This window comes from Paracoccus caeni (genome assembly GCF_016629665.1).
Classification (GTDB): domain Bacteria; phylum Pseudomonadota; class Alphaproteobacteria; order Rhodobacterales; family Rhodobacteraceae; genus Paracoccus; species Paracoccus caeni.
In genome coordinates this window covers 732,745-751,837 of sequence record NZ_JAEPRQ010000001.1, presented here as the reverse complement: position 1 = coordinate 751,837, position 19,093 = coordinate 732,745, and the positions used below count along the sequence as shown (strand labels likewise).

General features: G+C 62.9%; 22 protein-coding genes. 7 read left to right on the top strand and 15 right to left on the bottom strand.

Annotated features, from left to right (window positions below; genetic code table 11):
* Window positions 1-19: 19 nt before the first annotated feature.
* The 6 genes from JJJ17_RS03630 to rsfS all read right to left on the bottom strand — a co-directional run bounded on the left by JJJ17_RS03630 (window position 20) and on the right by rsfS (window position 5,725).
* Window positions 20-517 (bottom strand): RNA pyrophosphohydrolase, encoded by a 498-nt coding sequence (locus JJJ17_RS03630; RefSeq protein WP_200683847.1) that lies wholly within the window; start codon window positions 515-517, stop codon window positions 20-22.
* A gap of 7 nt (window positions 518-524) precedes the next feature.
* A complete protein-coding gene (locus JJJ17_RS03625) occupies window positions 525-1,967 on the bottom strand; it encodes a S41 family peptidase (protein WP_200683845.1) in 1,443 nt (480 codons plus the stop codon).
* A 16-nt stretch (window positions 1,968-1,983) separates the two neighbouring features.
* Entirely contained in the window at window positions 1,984-3,180 is a 1,197-nt protein-coding gene (locus JJJ17_RS03620) for a murein hydrolase activator EnvC family protein (protein WP_200683843.1), read from the bottom strand.
* Window positions 3,177-4,709 (bottom strand): 2,3-bisphosphoglycerate-independent phosphoglycerate mutase, encoded by a 1,533-nt coding sequence (gpmI, locus tag JJJ17_RS03615; protein WP_200683841.1) that lies wholly within the window; start codon window positions 4,707-4,709, stop codon window positions 3,177-3,179. The genes JJJ17_RS03620 and gpmI overlap by 4 nt, the downstream gene beginning before the upstream one ends.
* Before the next feature lie 110 nt (window positions 4,710-4,819).
* Window positions 4,820-5,287: a 23S rRNA (pseudouridine(1915)-N(3))-methyltransferase RlmH gene (gene rlmH, locus JJJ17_RS03610; protein WP_200683839.1), complete on the bottom strand. Its 468-nt coding sequence runs from the start codon at window positions 5,285-5,287 to the stop codon at window positions 4,820-4,822.
* Between the two features lie 15 nt (window positions 5,288-5,302).
* The gene (rsfS, locus tag JJJ17_RS03605) at window positions 5,303-5,725 is read right to left on the bottom strand and encodes a ribosome silencing factor (protein ID WP_200684784.1); all 423 of its coding nucleotides are present in this window, start codon (window positions 5,723-5,725) and stop codon (window positions 5,303-5,305) included.
* Window positions 5,726-6,058: 333 nt separating this feature from the next.
* Between rsfS and leuC the strand changes: the two genes are divergently transcribed.
* The 3 genes from leuC to JJJ17_RS03590 are packed head-to-tail and all read left to right on the top strand — an operon-like array spanning window position 6,059 to window position 9,111.
* Entirely contained in the window at window positions 6,059-7,489 is a 1,431-nt protein-coding gene (gene leuC, locus JJJ17_RS03600) for a 3-isopropylmalate dehydratase large subunit (RefSeq protein ID WP_200683837.1), read from the top strand.
* A 12-nt stretch (window positions 7,490-7,501) separates the two neighbouring features.
* Window positions 7,502-8,107 (top strand): 3-isopropylmalate dehydratase small subunit, encoded by a 606-nt coding sequence (gene leuD, locus JJJ17_RS03595; RefSeq protein ID WP_200683835.1) that lies wholly within the window; start codon window positions 7,502-7,504, stop codon window positions 8,105-8,107.
* 20 nt (window positions 8,108-8,127) lie between these two features.
* Complete coding sequence (locus tag JJJ17_RS03590) at window positions 8,128-9,111, top strand: endonuclease/exonuclease/phosphatase family protein (protein ID WP_200683833.1); 984 nt, start codon at window positions 8,128-8,130, stop codon at window positions 9,109-9,111.
* A gap of 3 nt (window positions 9,112-9,114) precedes the next feature.
* On the opposite strand, the gene JJJ17_RS03585 is transcribed toward JJJ17_RS03590, so the two are convergent.
* From JJJ17_RS03585 to JJJ17_RS03545, 9 genes are read right to left on the bottom strand one after another with little or no spacing between them, the layout of a single operon-like run.
* Window positions 9,115-9,480, bottom strand: coding sequence for a hypothetical protein (locus JJJ17_RS03585; RefSeq protein ID WP_200683831.1), 366 nt, complete (start codon window positions 9,478-9,480; stop codon window positions 9,115-9,117).
* Entirely contained in the window at window positions 9,474-10,538 is a 1,065-nt protein-coding gene (gene flhB, locus JJJ17_RS03580) for a flagellar type III secretion system protein FlhB (RefSeq protein WP_200683829.1), read from the bottom strand. Before flhB ends, JJJ17_RS03585 begins: the two co-directional genes overlap by 7 nt.
* Window positions 10,535-11,293, bottom strand: a complete 759-nt coding sequence (locus JJJ17_RS03575; RefSeq protein ID WP_200683827.1) for a flagellar biosynthetic protein FliR — start codon at window positions 11,291-11,293, stop codon at window positions 10,535-10,537. Before JJJ17_RS03575 ends, flhB begins: the two co-directional genes overlap by 4 nt.
* Window positions 11,290-13,386, bottom strand: coding sequence for a flagellar biosynthesis protein FlhA (locus tag JJJ17_RS03570; RefSeq protein WP_200683825.1), 2,097 nt, complete (start codon window positions 13,384-13,386; stop codon window positions 11,290-11,292). The genes JJJ17_RS03575 and JJJ17_RS03570 overlap by 4 nt, the downstream gene beginning before the upstream one ends.
* Window positions 13,383-13,661 carry a hypothetical protein gene (locus JJJ17_RS03565; protein WP_200683823.1) on the bottom strand — a complete coding sequence of 93 codons (279 nt, stop codon included), beginning with the start codon at window positions 13,659-13,661 and terminating at the stop codon, window positions 13,383-13,385. Before JJJ17_RS03565 ends, JJJ17_RS03570 begins: the two co-directional genes overlap by 4 nt.
* Window positions 13,661-14,527 carry a flagellar motor stator protein MotA gene (motA, locus tag JJJ17_RS03560; RefSeq protein WP_200683821.1) on the bottom strand — a complete coding sequence of 289 codons (867 nt, stop codon included), beginning with the start codon at window positions 14,525-14,527 and terminating at the stop codon, window positions 13,661-13,663. The genes JJJ17_RS03565 and motA overlap by 1 nt, the downstream gene beginning before the upstream one ends.
* Window positions 14,528-14,536: 9 nt before the next feature.
* Window positions 14,537-15,076, bottom strand: coding sequence for a MotE family protein (locus tag JJJ17_RS03555; protein WP_200683819.1), 540 nt, complete (start codon window positions 15,074-15,076; stop codon window positions 14,537-14,539).
* A complete protein-coding gene (locus JJJ17_RS03550; protein ID WP_200683817.1) occupies window positions 15,069-15,407 on the bottom strand; it encodes a hypothetical protein in 339 nt (112 codons plus the stop codon). The genes JJJ17_RS03555 and JJJ17_RS03550 overlap by 8 nt, the downstream gene beginning before the upstream one ends.
* Complete coding sequence (locus JJJ17_RS03545) at window positions 15,404-15,877, bottom strand: flagellar basal body-associated FliL family protein (RefSeq protein WP_200683815.1); 474 nt, start codon at window positions 15,875-15,877, stop codon at window positions 15,404-15,406. The genes JJJ17_RS03550 and JJJ17_RS03545 overlap by 4 nt, the downstream gene beginning before the upstream one ends.
* Before the next feature lie 116 nt (window positions 15,878-15,993).
* On the opposite strand from JJJ17_RS03545, the gene fliF reads away from it, so the two are divergent.
* From fliF to fliP, 4 genes are read left to right on the top strand one after another with little or no spacing between them, the layout of a single operon-like run.
* Window positions 15,994-17,559, top strand: coding sequence for a flagellar basal-body MS-ring/collar protein FliF (gene fliF / locus JJJ17_RS03540; protein ID WP_234463852.1), 1,566 nt, complete (start codon window positions 15,994-15,996; stop codon window positions 17,557-17,559).
* Window positions 17,559-18,143: a hypothetical protein gene (locus JJJ17_RS03535; protein ID WP_200683811.1), complete on the top strand. Its 585-nt coding sequence runs from the start codon at window positions 17,559-17,561 to the stop codon at window positions 18,141-18,143. Before fliF ends, JJJ17_RS03535 begins: the two co-directional genes overlap by 1 nt.
* On the top strand, window positions 18,122-18,376 hold the full coding sequence (locus tag JJJ17_RS03530; RefSeq protein WP_200683809.1) for a FliM/FliN family flagellar motor switch protein: 255 nt from the start codon (window positions 18,122-18,124) through the stop codon (window positions 18,374-18,376). The genes JJJ17_RS03535 and JJJ17_RS03530 overlap by 22 nt, the downstream gene beginning before the upstream one ends.
* Window positions 18,373-19,089 carry a flagellar type III secretion system pore protein FliP gene (gene fliP / locus JJJ17_RS03525; RefSeq protein WP_200683807.1) on the top strand — a complete coding sequence of 239 codons (717 nt, stop codon included), beginning with the start codon at window positions 18,373-18,375 and terminating at the stop codon, window positions 19,087-19,089. Before JJJ17_RS03530 ends, fliP begins: the two co-directional genes overlap by 4 nt.
* Window positions 19,090-19,093 lie beyond the last annotated feature (4 nt).

Genomic DNA, 19,093 nt, shown 5'->3' with positions numbered 1-19,093 from the left:
GCTACGGCGCGGACCGAACCTAGGCGAGATGGTCGCGGAAGGCCGCGATGACCTGTGCATAAACGTCGCGCTTGAAGGGCACGATGTTGTCCAGCAGGTCGTCAGCGCCGATCCAGCACCATTTGTCGAACTCGGGATGGTCGGTATCGATGCGGATATCGGCATCGCTGCCGGTGAAACGCATCAGCACCCAAATCTGGCGCTGGCCGCCATATTTGCCCTTCCATGCCTTGCCCAGCAGTTCGGGCGGCAGATCGTAATAGACCCAGTCGGAGGTTGCGCCCAGAACCTCGACCTTGTCGGGTGAGACCCCGGTTTCCTCGACCAGTTCGCGCAATGCGGCCTGCAACGGCTCTTCGCCCTTGTCGATCCCGCCTTGCGGCATCTGCCACGCGCCCTGCATCTCGATCCGCTGACCGGCAAAAATCCGGCCTTCGTCGTTAATCAGGACCACCCCGGCGCAGGGCCGGTAGGGAAGCCCCCCCGGCCCGCGGATTTCACTTTCGTCTTGCGCCATCGCAGGATCAGCCGTCATTGCCTGAGGCGTCGGCACCACCCTCGCCCGCGCCAGATCCCTCGCCGGTGACGGCGGGTGTCTGTGCGGGCTGCACCTGATCGGCACGGAAATCGACGGCAGCCAAGCCTTTGAGGATATCGACCGCATAGGCCAACTGGTAATCCTCATCGCGCAGCTTCGCGGTCGCTTCGACCTCGGCTTTCTCCTGCTCGATCTGGCTTTTCTCTTCGTCGGACACGGAATCGTTGCTCAGCGCGCCACGCAGATCGGCCTCGGAGCGACCGAAATTCGACTGGCTGCGCGGACCGTTCTCGGCCTCTTCGTCCTCGTTGACGGGCGGGCGCGGCGGTTGGGCGACCAGAATGTCGGGCTGGATGCCAAGCGACTGGATCGAGCGGCCCGACGGCGTGTAATAGCGCGCCGTGGTCAGACGGATGGCGCTGTCCTGCGTCACCGGCATGACGGTCTGGACCGAGCCTTTGCCGAAGGTCTTTTCGCCCACGACGATCGCCCGACGGTGATCCTGCAATGCACCGGCGACGATCTCGGACGCACTGGCGGACCCGCCATTGGTCAGCACCACCATCGGCTTGCCCTGCGCCAGATCGCCCTCTTCCGCGTTCCAGCGTTCGCTTTCTTCCGGGTGACGGCCACGGGTCGAGACGATCTCGCCCGCGTCAAGGAAGGCATCCGAAACGCTGATCGCCTGATTCAGCAATCCGCCCGGATTGTTCCGCAGATCCAGCACGAAGCCGGTGACCTTCTCGATCCCGCCCGCCTCGGCGACGGCTTTCTCAAGCTCGACCTTCAGCGTGTCATAGGTCTCGTCGTTGAAGGTCGAGACGCGCAGAACGACCGCGTGACCCTCGATCCGGGTGCGAACGACGGTCAGTTTGATCGTGTCGCGGGTCATGGTCAGATCGAAAGGCTCGGTCTCGCCTTCGCGCAGAAGGGTGACGGTGATCTCGCTGCCGACCGGGCCGCGCATCATGTCCACCGCCTGATCCAGCGTCAGCCCCATCAGCGATTCGCCGTTTACATGGGTGATGAAATCGCCCGATTGCACCCCGGCCTCTGCCGCAGGCGTGTCGTCGATCGGCGAGACGACCTTGACCAGACCGTCTTCCTGGCTGACCTCGATCCCAAGGCCGCCAAAGCTGCCGCGGGTCTGGGTCTGCATGTCCTCGTAATCGTTTGCCGACAGGAACGAGCTGTGCGGATCAAGCGAGGTCAGCATGCCGTTAATCGCGGCCTCGATCAGTTCCTTGTCGCTAGGGGCCTCGACATAATCGGCACGCACCCGTTCAAAGACATTGCCGAACAGCTCAAGCTGCTCATAGATCGATGCGTTGTCGCCCGTTTCCTGCGCGACAAGGGGGCCGGCGATCTGGGTCGTCAGCAGCGCTCCTGCAAGCACACCGCCGATGCCGGCGATCAGATAGTGTTTCATATCGGCCTTTCCTGCCTCAATCCTGTTCAGGCTCCACGACGGGATTCAGCACGAACCAAGCCGCCGGGTCCAGTGTTTCCTGACCCTTGCGCAGTTCCAGATACAGGCTTTCGCTTTGCCCTGCATCTCCGCCCCGAGCCGCGTCGGCGACGAATTGCGCACCAAATTCCTGTGCCGAGACTTCCGAGCCGCCCATCAGGCCCAGCGGCTCACCCGCATTCAGCACATCGCCCACCTCGCCGAAGACCTGCGACATTCCCGCGAATACCAGAAGATAGCCACGCGCGGGCTCGATAATCATCACATTGCCGTAATCCAGCAGCGGCCCGCGATAGCGGATCGTTGCCGACCATGGCGTGGTGACCAAAGCGGCAGGCGGCGTCGCGATAACCCAGCCGGGACGACGCACACCCGCCGCATCCGGTTGATCATAGGGCCGCATCACGGTGCCCACCACCGGCAAGGACAGGCTACCTGCCGCGCCCTCGAAATCGCTGATCGGCGGGCCGACATCGGCCTGCATCTTGCTGACGCCGCTGGCAAAATCATCAAGGCTCTGCGCCGCGTCGCGCAGCTTTTGCAGCTCTTCCGGCGCGTCGGCGAAGCGGATCGGCATGCTGGAGCGGTCGGTAACCGCGCTGGCCAGCAACCTGCGCGCCTCTTGCACCGCGCCCAATCCCTCGCCCAGCATCGTGGCAGCGCCTGCCTGCAATTCGCGCACCGTCGCGATTTCCTCAAGGCTGGTCTGCAACTGCTCTGCCTCGGCCCGCAGGCCGGGCGTCACATCCGAGAGGATCATCCCCGAACGCGCATTGGCCAGCGCCCCCGCCGGATGCAGCAGCATCGTCGATTCCGGCGATTGCTGCAAAGCGGTCATTGCCCCAAGCACGCTTGCAAGGCGGGTGCGCTGCGTCTCGAACCGCTGCTGCAATTCCTCCTCGCGGGAGCTTGCCTCACGCAGGCCGTCGCGCAAAGCGGCCAGCCCCTGCTCGTAACCCCGGATCACTTCGGTCAGGGCGACCACCTGATCGTCCGCGGTCACCGCCTCGGACAGTTTGCCAATCGAGTCGCGAAGTTGCGCCGCCGCACCCTGTGCGTCGATCACCGCCTGAGAGGCAGGCGACAGATCGCCTTCAGCCTCATCCTGCGCCACGACGGGCGTGACGGTCAGACAAGCACTCAACAGGACCGGAAACAGAAAACGAGCGATCATGCGGTCACGATCAGGCTTTCGCCGGTCATCTCGGCGGGCTTGTCCAAGCCCATCAGTTGCAGAACGGTCGGGGCCAGATCGGCCAGACGCCCTTTGCGCACCGTCGCCCCTGCCGGGCCGTTATAGACGATCACCGGAACAGGGTTCACAGTATGCGCGGTATGCGGGCCGCCCGAAACCGGGTCCACCATCGTCTCGCAATTGCCGTGATCGGCGCAGATTACCGCCGCACCGCCCACGCGATCCAGCGCTTCGATCATTCGGCCAAGCCCCTGATCGACCGCCTCGCAGGCGCGCATCGCGGCGGGCAGGCTGCCGGTATGGCCGACCATATCGGGATTGGCGAAGTTGACGACAATCAGGTCATATTGGGCCTCGATCGCCTCGACCAGCTTGTCCGCGACTTCAAAGGCGGCCATTTCCGGCGCCAGATCATAGGTCGCGACCTTCGGGCTTTGCGGCATGAACCGGTCTTCGCCGGGTTCGGGGGCTTCCTTGCCGCCGTTCAGGAAGAAGGTGACATGGGGGTATTTCTCGGTCTCGGCCAGACGAAACTGCCGCAGCCCCTTCTGCGCGACCCAAGCGCCCAGCGTGTTGACGACCCGCCGTTTGGGATAGGCAGAAGTCATGTAGAGATTGTGGCGATCGCTGTAATCAACCATGCCAAGGGCCGCCGTCCATTCAGGCCGGTCGCTGACATCGAAGGCGTCAAAATCGCTGTCGGCCAAAGCGGCAAGGATTTCGCGGGCGCGGTCGGCACGGAAATTGAGGCAGAAAAATCCGTCCCCATCCAAGGCGCCATTATAGCCGTCGATGATATAGGGTTGGATGAATTCGTCGTATTCGCCCTTGCGATAGGAATCGGCAACTGCGGCATCGGCGGATTCAGCGCTTTCGCCTGTCCCGGCGACGATGGCACGATAAGCGCGCTCCACCCGCTCCCACCGATTGTCGCGATCCATCGCGTAGTAACGCCCAATCACCGTGCCGATCCGTGCGCTGTCGGGCAGATTGCCCTGTAATTCGGTGATAAAGCCCATCGCCGATTGAGGAGGAACGTCACGGCCATCAGTAATGGCGTGGACGGTAACGGGAATACCCGCCGCTGTCACCGCGCGGACGGCGGCCAGGACATGCTGGATATGCCCATGCACCCCGCCATCGGACACTACACCCATCAGATGCGCGGTCCCACCGCTGGCCTTCATCTTCTCAATGAAAACCCCAAGCGCCTCGTTCTTCAGAAAGCTGCCATCCTCGATGGCAAGATCGATCTGGCCCAGATCCATCGCAACCACGCGGCCTGCGCCGATATTGGTGTGGCCGACCTCGGAATTGCCCATCTGTCCGGTGGGCAGCCCCACATCAGGCCCGAAAGTGGTCAGCGTCGCATGCGGGCATTCGGCAATAAGGCGATCATAGTTCGGCGTCCTCGCCTGATCCGGCGCGCTTTGTTCGGGACGGTCCGAAGTTCCCCAACCGTCGAGAATGCACAGGATCACCGGTTTCGTCATATTGCCCCTCGTCATGCTTTGCGCCTTGTTACGCCTGCCTGCGCGGTCGGGCAACCTGTCACGACGCAAGGCCCCGCGCGATTCGTTCACGTCCTGAAGAGAAGGCACGTCCTGAAGAGAAGGCGTCAGACGCGATGATAGGGCGACCCGGCAAGAATGGTGGCCGCACGGTAAAGCTGTTCGGCCAGCATCACCCGAACCAGCATATGCGGCCAGACCATCCGGCCGAAGCTGATCTGCCAATCGGCACGGGCGCGGATCGACGGGTCCAGCCCGTCGGCCCCACCGATCACAAGACAGATGTCGCGGGCCTGATCGCGATAACCGGCGATCCTTGTGGCAAATTCGGGCGAAGTCGGCTGTTGTCCGCGTTCATCCATGACGATCAGGGCCGAACTTGCCGGAATGGCTCGGGCCAACAGATCGGCCTCGGCAGCCATACCGCCACCGCGCTTGTCCTCGACCTCGATGATATTGACGGCGGGCAGGCCCAGCGGGCGGCCGGTGCGGGCGAAGCGGTCCAGATAATCGCTGACCAGATCGGACTCGGCTCCGCCGCGCAGCCGACCTACGGCTGCGATGTCGATTCGCATGGGCCGTGCCCGATCCTAGTGCTGCGAAGGGGCGCCTTCACGCACGCGCGCAAGCGCGTCCGAGGGCATCCACATCTTTTCGAGCTGATAGAATTCGCGCACTTCCGGGCGGAAGACATGGACGATCACATCGTCGGTGTCGATCAGCACCCAGTCACCGGCATCCTTCCCCTCGATCCGGGGCGAACGGCCGGTCTGTTCCTTGAAACGCTCGGCCAGTTTTTCGGCAATGGCGGCAACCTGGCGCGAGGACCGGCCCGAGGCGATGACCATATGGTCAGCCATCGACGAACGACCACGCAGGTCGATCGTGACGATATCTTCGGCCTTGTCGTCTTCCAGAGATGTCAGGATACGGGCCAGCAATTGATCGCTGCTCAATGCATTGCCCGCGTTGGTCGCGGCAGGCCCAGAGGCCGGCGAGACGTCTTTTGACAGGGTTCCATCCTCCGGTCAGCGCGCCGATCAACCCCCGGCGCAGGGGATATGTTAAAGATAGCATCTTTTCGGGCCATCTCAATGAGGGCAAAGGAAACGATGACGCGAGGGCAGCACAATTTTGCCACGATATTGCGCGACGGGCCGTTCCGCCGTAAATAGGGTCTATGTCCGGGTTCATCTATTTCGACATCCATGACCGCGCGCGCCTGCCTTCGAGGTTCTTTGGCGAAGCGCTTTGCGTGACGGCACGGGGCTGACCGGGCCGCGCCTTCTTGCGCGCACCCGCCAAACACCCACATTCATTCGCATCTAAGCCGAAAGCCAAGAGCCATGACGAATCCCGCCGCAACCCCGCGCACGCTCTATGATAAAATCTGGGACGCCCATGTCGTCGAACAATCCGAAGACGGCACCTGTCTTCTCTACATCGACCGCCATCTGGTCCATGAGGTGACCAGCCCGCAGGCCTTCGAGGGTCTGCGCATGACCGGTCGCAAGGTCCACGCCCCCGACCGCACCATCGCCGTGCCCGACCATAACGTGCCGACGACGCTGGACCGCCAGAAGGGCATCGACAACGAAGAATCACGCATTCAGGTGGATGCGCTGGACAAGAATGCCCGCGAATTCGGCGTGCATTACTATCCGGTGAACGACATCCGGCAGGGCATCGTGCATATCGTCGGCCCCGAACAGGGCTGGACCCTGCCCGGCATGACCGTCGTTTGCGGTGACAGCCATACCGCGACGCATGGTGCCTTTGGCGCGCTGGCTCACGGCATCGGCACGTCCGAGGTCGAGCATGTCCTGGCCACGCAGACGCTGATCCAGAAGAAATCGAAGAACATGAAGGTCGAGGTGACGGGCCGCCTTGCTCCCGGCGTCACCGCCAAGGACGTGGTTCTGGCAATCATCGCAGCGACCGGAACAGCGGGGGGCACCGGCTATGTCATCGAATATTGCGGAGAGGTGATCCGCAGCCTGTCGATGGAAGGCCGCATGACCATCTGCAATATGGCGATCGAAGGCGGTGCCCGCGCAGGTCTGATCGCCCCGGATGAAACCACCTTCGCATATGTGAACGGCCGCCCGCATGCGCCGAAAGGTGCGCAATGGGAGGCTGCAGTGGCCTGGTGGCGCACGCTCTTTACCGAAGAGGGCGCGCATTTCGACAAGGTGTTGACCCTGCGCGGCGAGGATATTGCCCCCACCGTGACATGGGGCACCAGCCCCGAGGACGCCCTGCCGATCACCGCCGATGTTCCGGCGCCGGAAAGCTTCACCGGCGGCAAGATCGAGGCCGCGCGCCGTTCGCTTGACTATATGGGTCTGACGGCGGGGACCAAGCTGACGGATATCACCATTGACGCCGTGTTCATTGGCTCTTGCACCAATGGCCGGATCGAGGATTTGCGCGCCGCTGCCGATGTGTTGCGGGGACGCAAGCTGGCCACGGGCGTGCGCGGCATGGTCGTGCCGGGATCGGGTCTTGTGCGGGCACAGGCGGAAGAAGAGGGTCTGGACCAGATCTTCATCGATGCGGGTTTTGAGTGGCGGCTTGCGGGTTGTTCGATGTGTCTGGGCATGAACCCCGACCAGTTGGTGCCGGGCGAACGCTGCGCCGCGACCTCGAACCGGAACTTCGAGGGGCGGCAGGGCTACAAGGGCCGCACCCATCTGATGTCGCCTGCGATGGCCGCGGCGGCAGGCGTGGCCGGGCATCTGGTCGATATCCGCGAATTCGCGGCCCAGCCCGCATAAGGAGGATTGATCATGGACAAATTCACCACTTTGACCGGGATCGCGGCACCGATGCCGCTGGTCAATATCGACACCGATATGATCATTCCGAAGCAGTTTCTGAAAACGATCAAACGCTCGGGCCTTGGCGTGAACCTGTTTGACGAGATGCGCTATGACCGCGAGGGCAATGAACTGCCTGATTTCGTGCTGAACCAGCCCGCCTACCGTGATGCGCAAATTCTGGTCGCGGGCGATAATTTCGGCTGCGGATCATCGCGCGAACACGCGCCTTGGGCGCTGCTGGATTTCGGCATCCGCGCGGTGATCTCGACCAGCTTCGCCGACATCTTCTTCAACAACTGCTTCAAGAACGGCATCCTGCCGATCGTGTTGCCGCAAGAGGCGGTGGATGTGCTGATGGAAGATGCCCGCAAGGGGGCGAATGCGCGGATGGTCGTCGATCTGGAAAACCAGACGGTCAGCAGTTCGGACGGGCAAAGCTTCCATTTCGATATCGATCCGTTCCGCAAACATTGCCTGCTGAACGGGCTGGACGATATCGGGCTGACCATGGAAAAAGCCCCCGCCATCGACACGTTCGAACAACGTATGGCGCAGGCGCGTCCTTGGATCTGAGGGCTTTCGCCCTTTCCCTCATGCTCGCGGCCCCCGCTGCCGCAGAGCCGATCCGTATTGCCACCTATGACCCCGGCCTTTCGCGGAAAGGGCCGGGGCTTTTGCTGCAGGACATCCGCGACCGCGACCCACAGGTTCTGGCGGCGGCTGAGGTTATTGCGGCGGCAGCGCCTGATGTCATCCTGTTGACCGATTTCGACTGGGATTTGCAGGGGCAGGCGCTGTCGGCCTTTGTCGATCTGCTTGACGAAACCGGCCACCCGATGCGCTTTTTCTTCGCGGGCAGGCCGAACAGCGGAATGGCGACGGGGCTTGATCTGAACGGTGATGGGCGCACCGGCCGGGCCGATGACGCGCAGGGCTTCGGGCAGTTCACCGGGCAAGGGGGGATGGCGGTCCTGTCCAACCTGCCTTTGGGCGAGATCCGCGACTATTCCGATCTCTTGTGGCACGAGTTGCCGGACAATCTGATGCCGGTCACGCCGCCCGAAATCGCCGCCATTCAGCGCCTGTCATCGACCGCGCATTGGGATGTAACGGTGATTACTCCCGACGGCCCTCTGCATCTCATCGCTTGGGCGGCCACGCCCCCGGTCTTCGACGGGCCAGAGGATCGAAATGGCCGCCGCAACCATGACGAAACCGCCTTCTGGCTGACCCATCTGCCTGCCGCCCCCTTCGTTGCTCTGGGCAAGATCAATCTTGACCCGGACAAGGGCGACGGATTGCCGGATGCGTTGCACCGGCTGATGGCGCATGTCCACGATCCGCAGCCGATAAGACCGGACGCCAGCCGCGATGACGCGCTGACCACAGCGATATTCGCGCAGCCCGGCAATCTGCGGGTGGACTACGTCCTGCCCGCCACGGCATTGCAGGTTATCGACAGCCAAATCCTGTCCCCGCTGCCCGACGATCCACTGGCAGCGACGGTCGCTGCGGCATCCAACCACCGCCTTGTCTGGGTCGAGGTGGACCTGCCGCGCGCTCAAGCCGCCCGGTAAGCCCTACCTCTGACGATCCTGCTTTTGTTGCCGATCACGCAGCGTCGCCAGCACCTCGGCACGCCCGAACTCACGCGCGGCCTTTGCCCGCGCGATGTCGAACCGGGGGGTCAGGGCCGCGATATCGCGCTCGGCCTGCCGCAATTCGCGCGCGCTGCGCCCGGCCTGCGCATTGGCAATTCGCGCCTCTCCCACGCTCAGCGGCGCGGCGCTGTCGTAGCTTTGCCGCAAGGCCACATGCATCGCCTGCGCCCGACCCTCCAGCGCGGTCATATGCGCCTTGAACGCGGCAAATGCCTTTAACTCGCGCTCCGCCTTCAGGCGGGCGATGCGCTCAAGCGCGGCCAGCTTGCCCGCCGCGCTTACCATCCCGCCCGCGCCTTCTCGCGTATCTTTTCCGCGAAGCGGATGGCTGCAGCGACAGCGGCGAACTGTTCGCGCTTGATCTCTTGCCCGATATCGACCGTCGCATGAATTGCGCGGGCCGAAGGCGGGTCCGAGAAGATCGGCACCTTATGTTCGCGGGCACGGTCACGGATCCGCGCGGCGACATCATCGACACCCTTCGCCAGACAGACCGGCGCCCGACCGCTTCCCCGCTTCCATTCCAGCGCCACCGCGTAATGCGTGGGGTTGACGATGATCACATCGGCCTTTGCCACATCCGCCAGCATCTGCTTCATCGCCAGATCCACCGCGCGCTGTCGTCGTGCCGCCTTCAGATGGGGATCGCCTTCGGCTTCCTTATGCTCATCCTCCATCTCCTTCCGGCTCATGCGGTTCTTGCGCCGATGGTCGAACCAGCGCCACAGCATATCCACGATCCCGAACAAGACCGAGATCGCCAGCGCCATCAGCAACACCTGCGCCAACAACGCGCCCAGATCGACGATCCAGCCTCCTGCCCCACCCATGGCGCTGGCAGCCAGCCGGTCCATCATCCCGTCAAAAAGATACCAGCCGCCCAGACAGACCAACGCCGCCTTGGCCAGAGAGATGGCAAAGGTGACCAGCCCGGTCATGCCGAACTTCTGTTTCGCATTGGTGATCGGGTTGATCCGCTTCAGATCGGGTGCCAGCTTCTCGCCCGAGAAGACCACCCCTCGCTGAAGGATCAAGCCCAGAATCAGCGCTACGGCGGGCACGGCAGTCAGGATCAGCGCCGCCCAGCCCGCATACTGACCGACCACAGTCGCCAACGCGAATATATCGTCCAGCGGCCAGCCATCGGCACCCATGACGCGGCTTGCCATCGACAACCATTGCCGCACCGCGAAGGTCGCGCCCAATCCAAAGGCAAGCCACGCGCCCAGATACATCGCCGCAACGTTAAGTTCGGTCGAACGCGGGATATCGCCCTTTTCACGCGCGCGACGCAGCTTTTGTTCGGAAGCCTCGAAAGGTTTGTCGTCGTTTTCTTCGCTCATCCGGTCCTCGGCAGAGTGAAATCAAGCACAGCGTCGGCCCAAAGACCAACCAGCATCGGCGCAAGGATCGCCAGCGCCACAAGCGCCATCAGAATCGCCAAGGGCGAGCCGATGAAGGTCACCGGCAGCGCGGGCATGACCCGGTTGATGACACCCGACAGCGCCTGAAAGACAAAGCCGCCCAAGGTAAAGGGCGCAGCCAGCAGCATCGCCAGCACGAAGCTGTGCGACAGGATCTGAACCGCGGCAGGCAGAAACGCCGCAGCCTCGGGCCAGCTCCCGGCTGGCCATAATACAAAACTGTCGGCCATCAACTCGACCAGCATAACCGGCAGGCCAAGCGCCATCAGAACCGCGATGCCGCCAAGATGGATCAGGTTGCCGATGGGATGCGGGGCTGCCTCGTTCTGTCCGCCGACGATCTGCGACAGCGACGCCGTGGCCGCGATGGCAGAGGTCGCAACATCGATCGCCATCGCCAGAAGCCGTAGCAATCCACCTGTCGCGGCGCCAATCGCGATCTCGGCAAGCCCCTGTCCGATCATCGGCAGGATACCCTGTGGCGGCGCGACCATCGGCACCAACCCCGCCAGAAGCGGTGTTATGGACAGGCCAACCGCTGCGCGCACACGGACGGGGATCACCCTCTCACCCAGACCGGGCAGCGCGAGGATACAGGCCTGAACGCGCAGATAGACCAGCACCAGACCCCAATGCAGATCGGGAATGATGCCGGTCAGATCCTGCCACATCATGCGGCCTCGATCGTGCCAATGAGGCTAAGTTCGATGCCCGGATCGATCTCTTCGAACCCCAGAACCGGCGCGGTGATACCATTCGCCCCCAAAACCGCGCGCAGCATCCTGCGGCGATGATCCGGCACGACGATGACCGCCCGCGCCAGCGGGTCAGAACTCGCCAATGCGCGGCGTGTCTGTTCCAGCAGCTTCTGCGACAGAAGCGGTGTCATCGCCCCTGCCCCCGCCTTGCCGGTCTCTGCGTCCGAGCGGATCAGTTCGGCCTCCCATGCGGGATGCAGTTGCAGCGCCTGCAATTGGCCGGTGTCATCGGCATATTGCTGTGAAATCTGGCCTCTGAGGCGTTTGCGCACTAATTCGTAAAGCGTCTCGACCTGATCGACATGGCGAAACTCGACCAGCGCATCGACGATCATCGGCAGGTTGCGGATCGAGACACGCTCATCCAGCAGCGCCCTAAGAATCGCCAACAGCGTTTCCGGCGACAGCTTGTCGGGGATGGTGCTTTCGAAATAGCGCCTGTTCCGCTCGGCCCGCGCCGGATCGGAAAGGGTTTTCAATTCATCAAGCTGACGTTGCATCGCACCCAGATTCATCAGCGATGACAGGTTGGTTTTCACCACCTCCATCAGATGCGTTGACAGAACCTCCATCGGGCTGACGACCGTTGCGCCGCCGGTCGCCGCCTCGTCCTGAAGCGCGGGCGAGATCCAGCGAGCCGGGCTTTGATAGACCGGCTCACTGACCGCATGCCCCGGCAGTTCGGCCAGCACCGTTTCAGGACCAAGCACCAGAACCTCTCCCGGTCGCAGCGCCCCACGGCCACGCACGACACCGTGGATGCGGATCTGGTAATTGCCGGGGGGCAGATCGTCTGTATCGGTGATACGGATGTCGGGCAGGATCAGACCGAAGCTGCGGGCGATGTGGATCCGCAAATTGACGATCCTGCCGCCCAGCCCCCGCGCCTGATCCAGAGCCATCAGAACAAGGTCGGGGCCAATCTCGACGCTGATTTCGTCGGTATCGATCATGTCTCCCAGACGGGCCGCGGGTCTTGCCCGTTGCTCTTCCGGCACGACGGGCGGCAGCGCCTGCGCCAATCGCGCCTGACGACGCGCAATGCCCCATGATGTCAGCGCCATCGCCGCCGCCATCGTCAGAAACAGCAGGCGCGGCATGCCGGGAATAAGCGACATCAGCACCATCGCCGCCGCGACCATCGCAGCGGGCTGCCATGTCCGGGTCAACTGGCTGGACATCAGTTCGGCCGTGGTGTCGGTCGCCCCCCCTCGCGACAGCAGCAGCGCAGCCGCCATCGAGGTGATCAGCGCCGGGATTTGCGTCACAAGACCGTCGCCGATGGTCAGGTGCGAATAGGTCGCCATCGCCTCGGCCATCGGCAGGCCGTGGACCAGAATACCGACGGCCAGACCGACAAGAAGGTTTATGAAGGTGATGACGATACCGGCGATTGCATCTCCCTTGACGAATTTCGACGCACCGTCCAGCGAGCCGTAAAAGCTGATCTCACGCTGCTCCTGGATACGCCGTCGCTTCGCCTCCTGATGGTCGATGGCGCCCGCGTTCAGATCGCCATCGATGGCAAGTTGCTTGCCCGGCAGCGAATCGAGCGCGAAACGCGCCGCGACCTCGGCCATGCGGCCCGAGCCCTTGGTGATCACCATGAAATTCACCACCGAGATCACCGCGAAGATCGTCAACCCGATCAGCAGCGATCCCCCGGCGACGAAATCGGCGAAGCCGTTGATGACATGGCCTGCCGCATCCTTGCCGTTATGCCCCTCGGTCAGGATCAGGCGGGTCGAGGAGACGTTGAGCGACAGCCGGATCACCAGGCTGACCAGCAGAAGCACCGGGAACGCCTGAAAATCGGTCGGCTTATCCACCAGCGATGCCATGACAAGCACCAGCGTCGCTGTGGCAATCGACAGCGCAATCCCGAAATCAAGCAGGCCGGGCGGCAGGGGGATGACCAGCGATATGACGATCAGCACCAGCGCGCCGGTGATCAGAAGCGAACTGTCCAGAAATCGGCCCGAGCCGGATATGGCCGTCACCGCCTTCATTCGCCGCCCTCCGCCGCCGAGACCACCGGACGCAGGATCTGCTCCAGCGTCCAGATATCGCCGCGCAGAAGGCCCGTTCGTCGCAGAAAGATCAGCGTTTCCAGCCTTGCATCGGGCGGCATCCGCATCAGTCGCGCGCGATAATCACGCGGCAGCGGCTGGCCCTGCAGCAGCCATTGCCCGGCTTCCTCCGCGAAGGCGGCGGAATCGGGCAACAGGTGCAGATCCTCTAAAGGTGCGGCGGTGGCCGCCATCAGGGCAAGCGCGGTCAACATCAGGCAGCCCTTCTGAGATCACGAAGCGCGGTGTCGAGATTGTCGAAGCTGGGACGAAGGTGATCGGGCACGGCCTGCCGGCCTACCTCGACGCAGAGATTGGTGGCGTGCTGATGCAGCCCGGCGACCAGCACGGATTTGATCACATCGAAGAAGCCCAGATCCTGTTTCACGACTGTGGACAGACGGTGCGCCAGAGGGGCCACGAAACCATAGGCCAGAAACACGCCCAGAAACGTGCCGACCAGCGCGCCACCGATCATCTTGCCCAGCACCTCTGGCGGTTGGTCGATCGAACTCATCGTCTTGATCACGCCAAGCACCGCCGCCACGATCCCAAGCGCGGGCAGCGCGTCTGCCATGCTTTGCAGTGCATGCGGCACATGCAGGGCGTCCTCGCGCATGATGGTCAGGCGACGCCCGATCATCTCTTCGACCTGATAGGGATCGTCGTAATTCAGGCTGGCCGAGCGCATCGTATCCGCGATCAGCGACACCACATCCGCGTCTGCCAGAAGCTTCGGATAGGCGGCAAAGATCGGCGACTCGGCCGGGGTCTCGATATGCTGTTCCAGCGCCACCGGGTTTTCGCGCGCGATGCGGATCAGTTGATACATCAGGCACAGGACGTCGCGATGATCGTCCTCGGTCCATTTGGCACCGCGAAAGGCGCGGATCAGCCCCGACAGGGTGTGTTTCAGAACATGCCCGGTATTCGACAGCACGAACGAGCCGACCGCCGCGCCCATGATGATCATCATCTCGAACGGCAGGGCATGGGTGATGACACCCATTTTGCCCCCCGCAAGGATGTAGCCGCCGAAGACCATGACGAAGGTCAGGATGATGCCGATGAAACCGAACATGAGAGGTCCTTACGGGTGAGGAATGCTGCGGGCGCCCATCTGCGCGGTCAGCAGGGCGGCCTGTTGCGGCTCGACCGAGGCGATGATGCGCGCGCCGTTCTGCGGCTGGACGCGCATCAGGATTTCGGCGGCGAAATGCGGCGGTAGATTGGTCAGGATCGCGGCGGCCTCGGCTGGCTTCATCTGGTCATAGACCGCGACCAGCCGGTCGATATCCTGCGCGATGTCGTTTGTTTCGGTATTCCGGCTGGAGCGGATGCCATCGCGAACCGTCCGAAGTTCGACAAGCCGCGCGGTGATCGCACGCTCGGCCTCGGCAATCTCGGCGCGCTTTTCGTCCAGCACTTCAAGATAGCGTTCAACCCGCTGCCGACGGTCCTGCAATTCCTTCACCAGCGTCACCGCCTCTGGCACGTCAGAGCAGCCTTGCAACAGACCGGGCGGATCGGCGAAGGCAGCAAAAAGCCCCGCGACACCTTGCGCGTGCCATAGCGTCGCCACGGCGGGAAGCGTGAAGCAGAGGCCCATCAGCGGCAGTAGCCTACGCATCACGAAGCTCCGCGCGCTTTCGCAAGCGCCGCGCCGTTGGCGGCAACGTCGCCTCATGGATGCGCTGTTGCAAATCCCACCGCGCACGTTCGCCCCGCGCCGCCGAGATCTCGCGCGACAAGGCGTTAGAGGCGACCGTGGCCTCGTCCCGCGCCAAACGGATCGCCTTTTCCAGCCTTTCAATTTCGGCACACATCACCGCAATCGCGCCGCCCAGGCCGGATTCGAGATTGTTGAGCCGTCGCAGCCGCCGCGACAGAACGGCGCAATAGGCCGCCAAAGCGATCGATGCTGCGATCAGACCAGCCTGCAAAACCACGTCATAATTCATCTGATGCGATACTCCGTGATCAGCACATCCTTCGCGACCTGATCGCCCAGGACCAATTGCGCGCGTGTTTTCAGTTCGGCCCTGATGATCTCCAGCACACCGCGCTTGTCATAGGCCGCCGGATCAATGCCGGAGAGGAAGATCGTGAATGCGTCGCGCAGGCGCGGCATCAACTGATCGATCTTCTTTTTATGGGCGGTGTCGGTCTCGATGCTCAGCGAAAGGGTCAGTTCACGTTCGCTACCCGGCAGGTTCATCTCGATCACCGGCAAAGCGACGAACAGGCTTTCGCCAAGTGGCGATCGCTGCCCATGGCCCGTCAGATCGCCGATCAGCGCGACGGGCGACCAATAGCCCAGATAGGTCGATGCAAAACCCCCACGCGCAAGGGTCAGGGCCGCGACAAACGGAAGCAACCTGCCTCTTCGCGGTGCTGTCTCTTTGGGGGGATCGGCGGCTGCCTTGGCCATGGTGATTCTCCGTCGTGATCAGACGGAATTAGCACTTCGCGACTAACCGATTCTTAACGCGGCCCATGTCATCAAGGGCTTACCCGAAAAGCGGGAGTGATTCGAAAGGGACGGTTTTGCAAAAACTGCAGGACTACTGGGGCGAGCGAAGCGCAAGGCAAAGGGCGATCCTGATCGGGGCCTTTCTGTCCGCCTTTCTGGCCATCGCCGGATTCGGCTGGCTGGCATCGCGATCCGATATGGCGATGATCTATGGCGGGCTTGATACCGCGCAGGCGGGCGAGGTTATGGCCGGACTGGACCGCAGCGGCGTCGCCTATGAGGTGCGCGGCGATTCGATCTGGGTCGATGCCGCGCAGCGCGACCGACTGCGGATGGATTTGGCGGCGCAGGGCCTGCCCGCCTCGGGCAGTGCGGGCTATGAGCTGTTGGACGGCATGTCAGGCTTTGGGACCACCTCGCAGATGTTCGATGCCGCCTATTGGCGCGCGAAGGAAGGCGAGCTTGCCCGGACCATCCTGGCCCTGCCCAATGTAAAGACAGCGCGGGTTCACCTCGCCGTCGAAAACGCCCGCGGTTATCGCCGCGACAGCAGCGCCTCTGCCTCGGCGACGCTGTCCACGAATGGCGCGCCGATCACCCGCGAACAGGCCGATGCCTTGCGCTATCTGATTTCCTCCGCAGTGCCGGGTATGAAACCCGACAGCGTCACCGTCATCGATACAGCGCAGGGCATTATCGCGACTTCTGACGATCGGACAGGCACCGACCGCGCCGCCGAGATGAAGCGCAATGTGGAGCGCATCCTTGAACCGCATGTCGGCACCGGCAACGCCATCGTCGAGTTGAACCTCGATTTGGTGACGGAAAGCGAGCTGCTGACCGAACAGAGCTTCGATCCGGCGCAGAGGGCGTTGATTTCACAGGTGACCGAGGAAACCTCGGACCAAAGCAATTCAAACGGCTCCGGCATGGTCACTGCCGCCTCGAATCTGCCAGACGGGCAGAGCGCCCAAGGCGACAATAGCCAATCGACCCGATCCGAGAACCGCCAGCAGGCGAATTACGAAGTCGGCAGAACCACACGCGAGGTGACCCGACAGCCCGGCGCGACGCGGCGTCTGACAGTGGCGGTCTTGCTGAACGGCGTCACGCAGCAGGACGCGAATGGCGATCCTCAGATCGTGCCGCGCCCGGATACCGAGCTTGAGGCCCTTCGCGAACTGGTCGCCTCGGCCGTCGGTTTCGATGAAAGCCGGGGCGATCAGATCACGGTTAAGTCGCTACCCTTCGCGTCGATTGGTGAAAACGGAACGCTGGCCGCGACCGGGTTCATGGACCGCCTGGAATTGAACAGTCTGGTCCGGCTGATCCTCGTCGGTCTGTTCATGCTGGCCATTGCCTTGCTGATCCTGCGCCCGGTTCTGCGCGCCCGCAACGCACCGACGCCGCTTCTCGACGACAGCCAGCCCATCGCAGACACCGCGCTGTCGGATATCGCGACGGCGAGCGGGTCGGATCTACCCCGCACGATGATTCTGCCACCGGAACCCGTGGCTGCCGAGCCTTTGGCGCTACCCTCTGCCGATCCGGTTGCACGGCTGCGCAGCATGATGCGCGACCGGCACGAGGAAAGCGTGAAAGTCCTCGCCGGTTGGATCGATAGCAAGGAGAACGCCTGATGAGCTCTGCCATCCTGAGGTTGGAATCATTTGCAACCAGCCCGCGTAGTGCGGCGATCACACCGGGCCTCACAACCGAGGATCTGGATCAGGCCTTCGCCGATGGGCTGGCAGAGGGGCTGGCACGCAAGGACGACGAGGAACTTCGAGCTCTGCGCGCGGGGATCGAGCGTTTGCAGGAAAGCCTGAATGAGGATGAAGCCCGCCGAACCGAGTTGCGTCGTGATGCCGTCCGCGCCCTGGCACCGCTGTTGACGCAAATCCTCGACAGTCTTGCCTCGGCAGAGACGTCGCGGCGGTTGGAACAGACGCTGACCCTTGAGTTGTCGCGAATTGCGCAGGCGGCGACTCCGCTGCGCGCAACGATCGCCTGCAGTGCCCGTATGCGCGATCTGGTCCAGCGATGTGTGACGGAAAGCGGCGCAAATGGGGTCCTGATCTCGGAAAGCGAAAGCGATCTCATCAGCCTGTCGCTGCAGGGCGGTCATATCGAATTTTCGACCGAAGCCGCAGGCGCCGAAATCCGCCGTCTTATTCAGGAAATCAACGAGGAGCAGGCAGTATGGACGCATTCCGGCATTTGATCGACACCGACAATATCATGGTCGAAGTGACCATCCGACTGGGCCGCACGCGCCAAACGGTTGCTCAGCTTTCCGCGCTGAAGTCCGACGATGTGCTGGTTCTGGATCAGAATATCGATGATGGCGTCGAAATCTGCGTCGGCGACAAAGTCATTGCGCGAGGCGAGTTGACGGGCGACGGCGGTTCAGACCGTCTTGCGGTCCGCATCATCGGAGCATCCGTTCCGGCATGAGAAAATCATGGGCCGCCGCTGTAGTGGCGACGCTGATACCAGTTGTGGCATCAGCGCAAAGCGTGCCGGGGCTGGATCAGGTAGCAGGGGCAGGACTGGGGCAGAACGCGGTTCTGCTGGTCGCGGCGCTGACGGCATTGTCGCTGGCCCCCGGCATCGCGATCATGGTCACCTGCTTTCCCTTCATCGTCACCGTGCTGTCGATCCTGCGCCAGTCGATCGGCTTGCAGCAATCCCCGCCGAACATGCTGATCGTCAGCCTGTCGATCTTCCTGACCTGGTTCATCATGGACCCGGTTCTGCGCGAGGCATGGCAGGTCGCCGGTCAGCCACTTCAGGATGGCCAGATCGGTATTGGTGAGGCGATCCGGTTGGGGATCGAGCCGTTTCGCGGCTTCATGGCGGCCCGCACCGACCCCGACACATTGCAGAACATGGCCGATATCGCCCCCGGCGCGGGCGGGGCCGTGGACCGGCTTTCGGTGCTGATTCCATCCTTCATGCTGTCCGAAATCCAGCGCGCCTTCGAAATCGGCTTTCTGATCGCCCTGCCCTTCCTGATCATCGATCTGGTCGTCTCGGCGGTGCTGATGTCGATGGGCATGATGATGGTGCCGCCGGTGGTGGTCTCACTGCCGTTCAAGCTGGCGTTTTTCGTGGTCGTGGACGGCTGGTCGCTGATCGCGGGGGCGCTGGTTCGAAGTTACCAGTGACGCC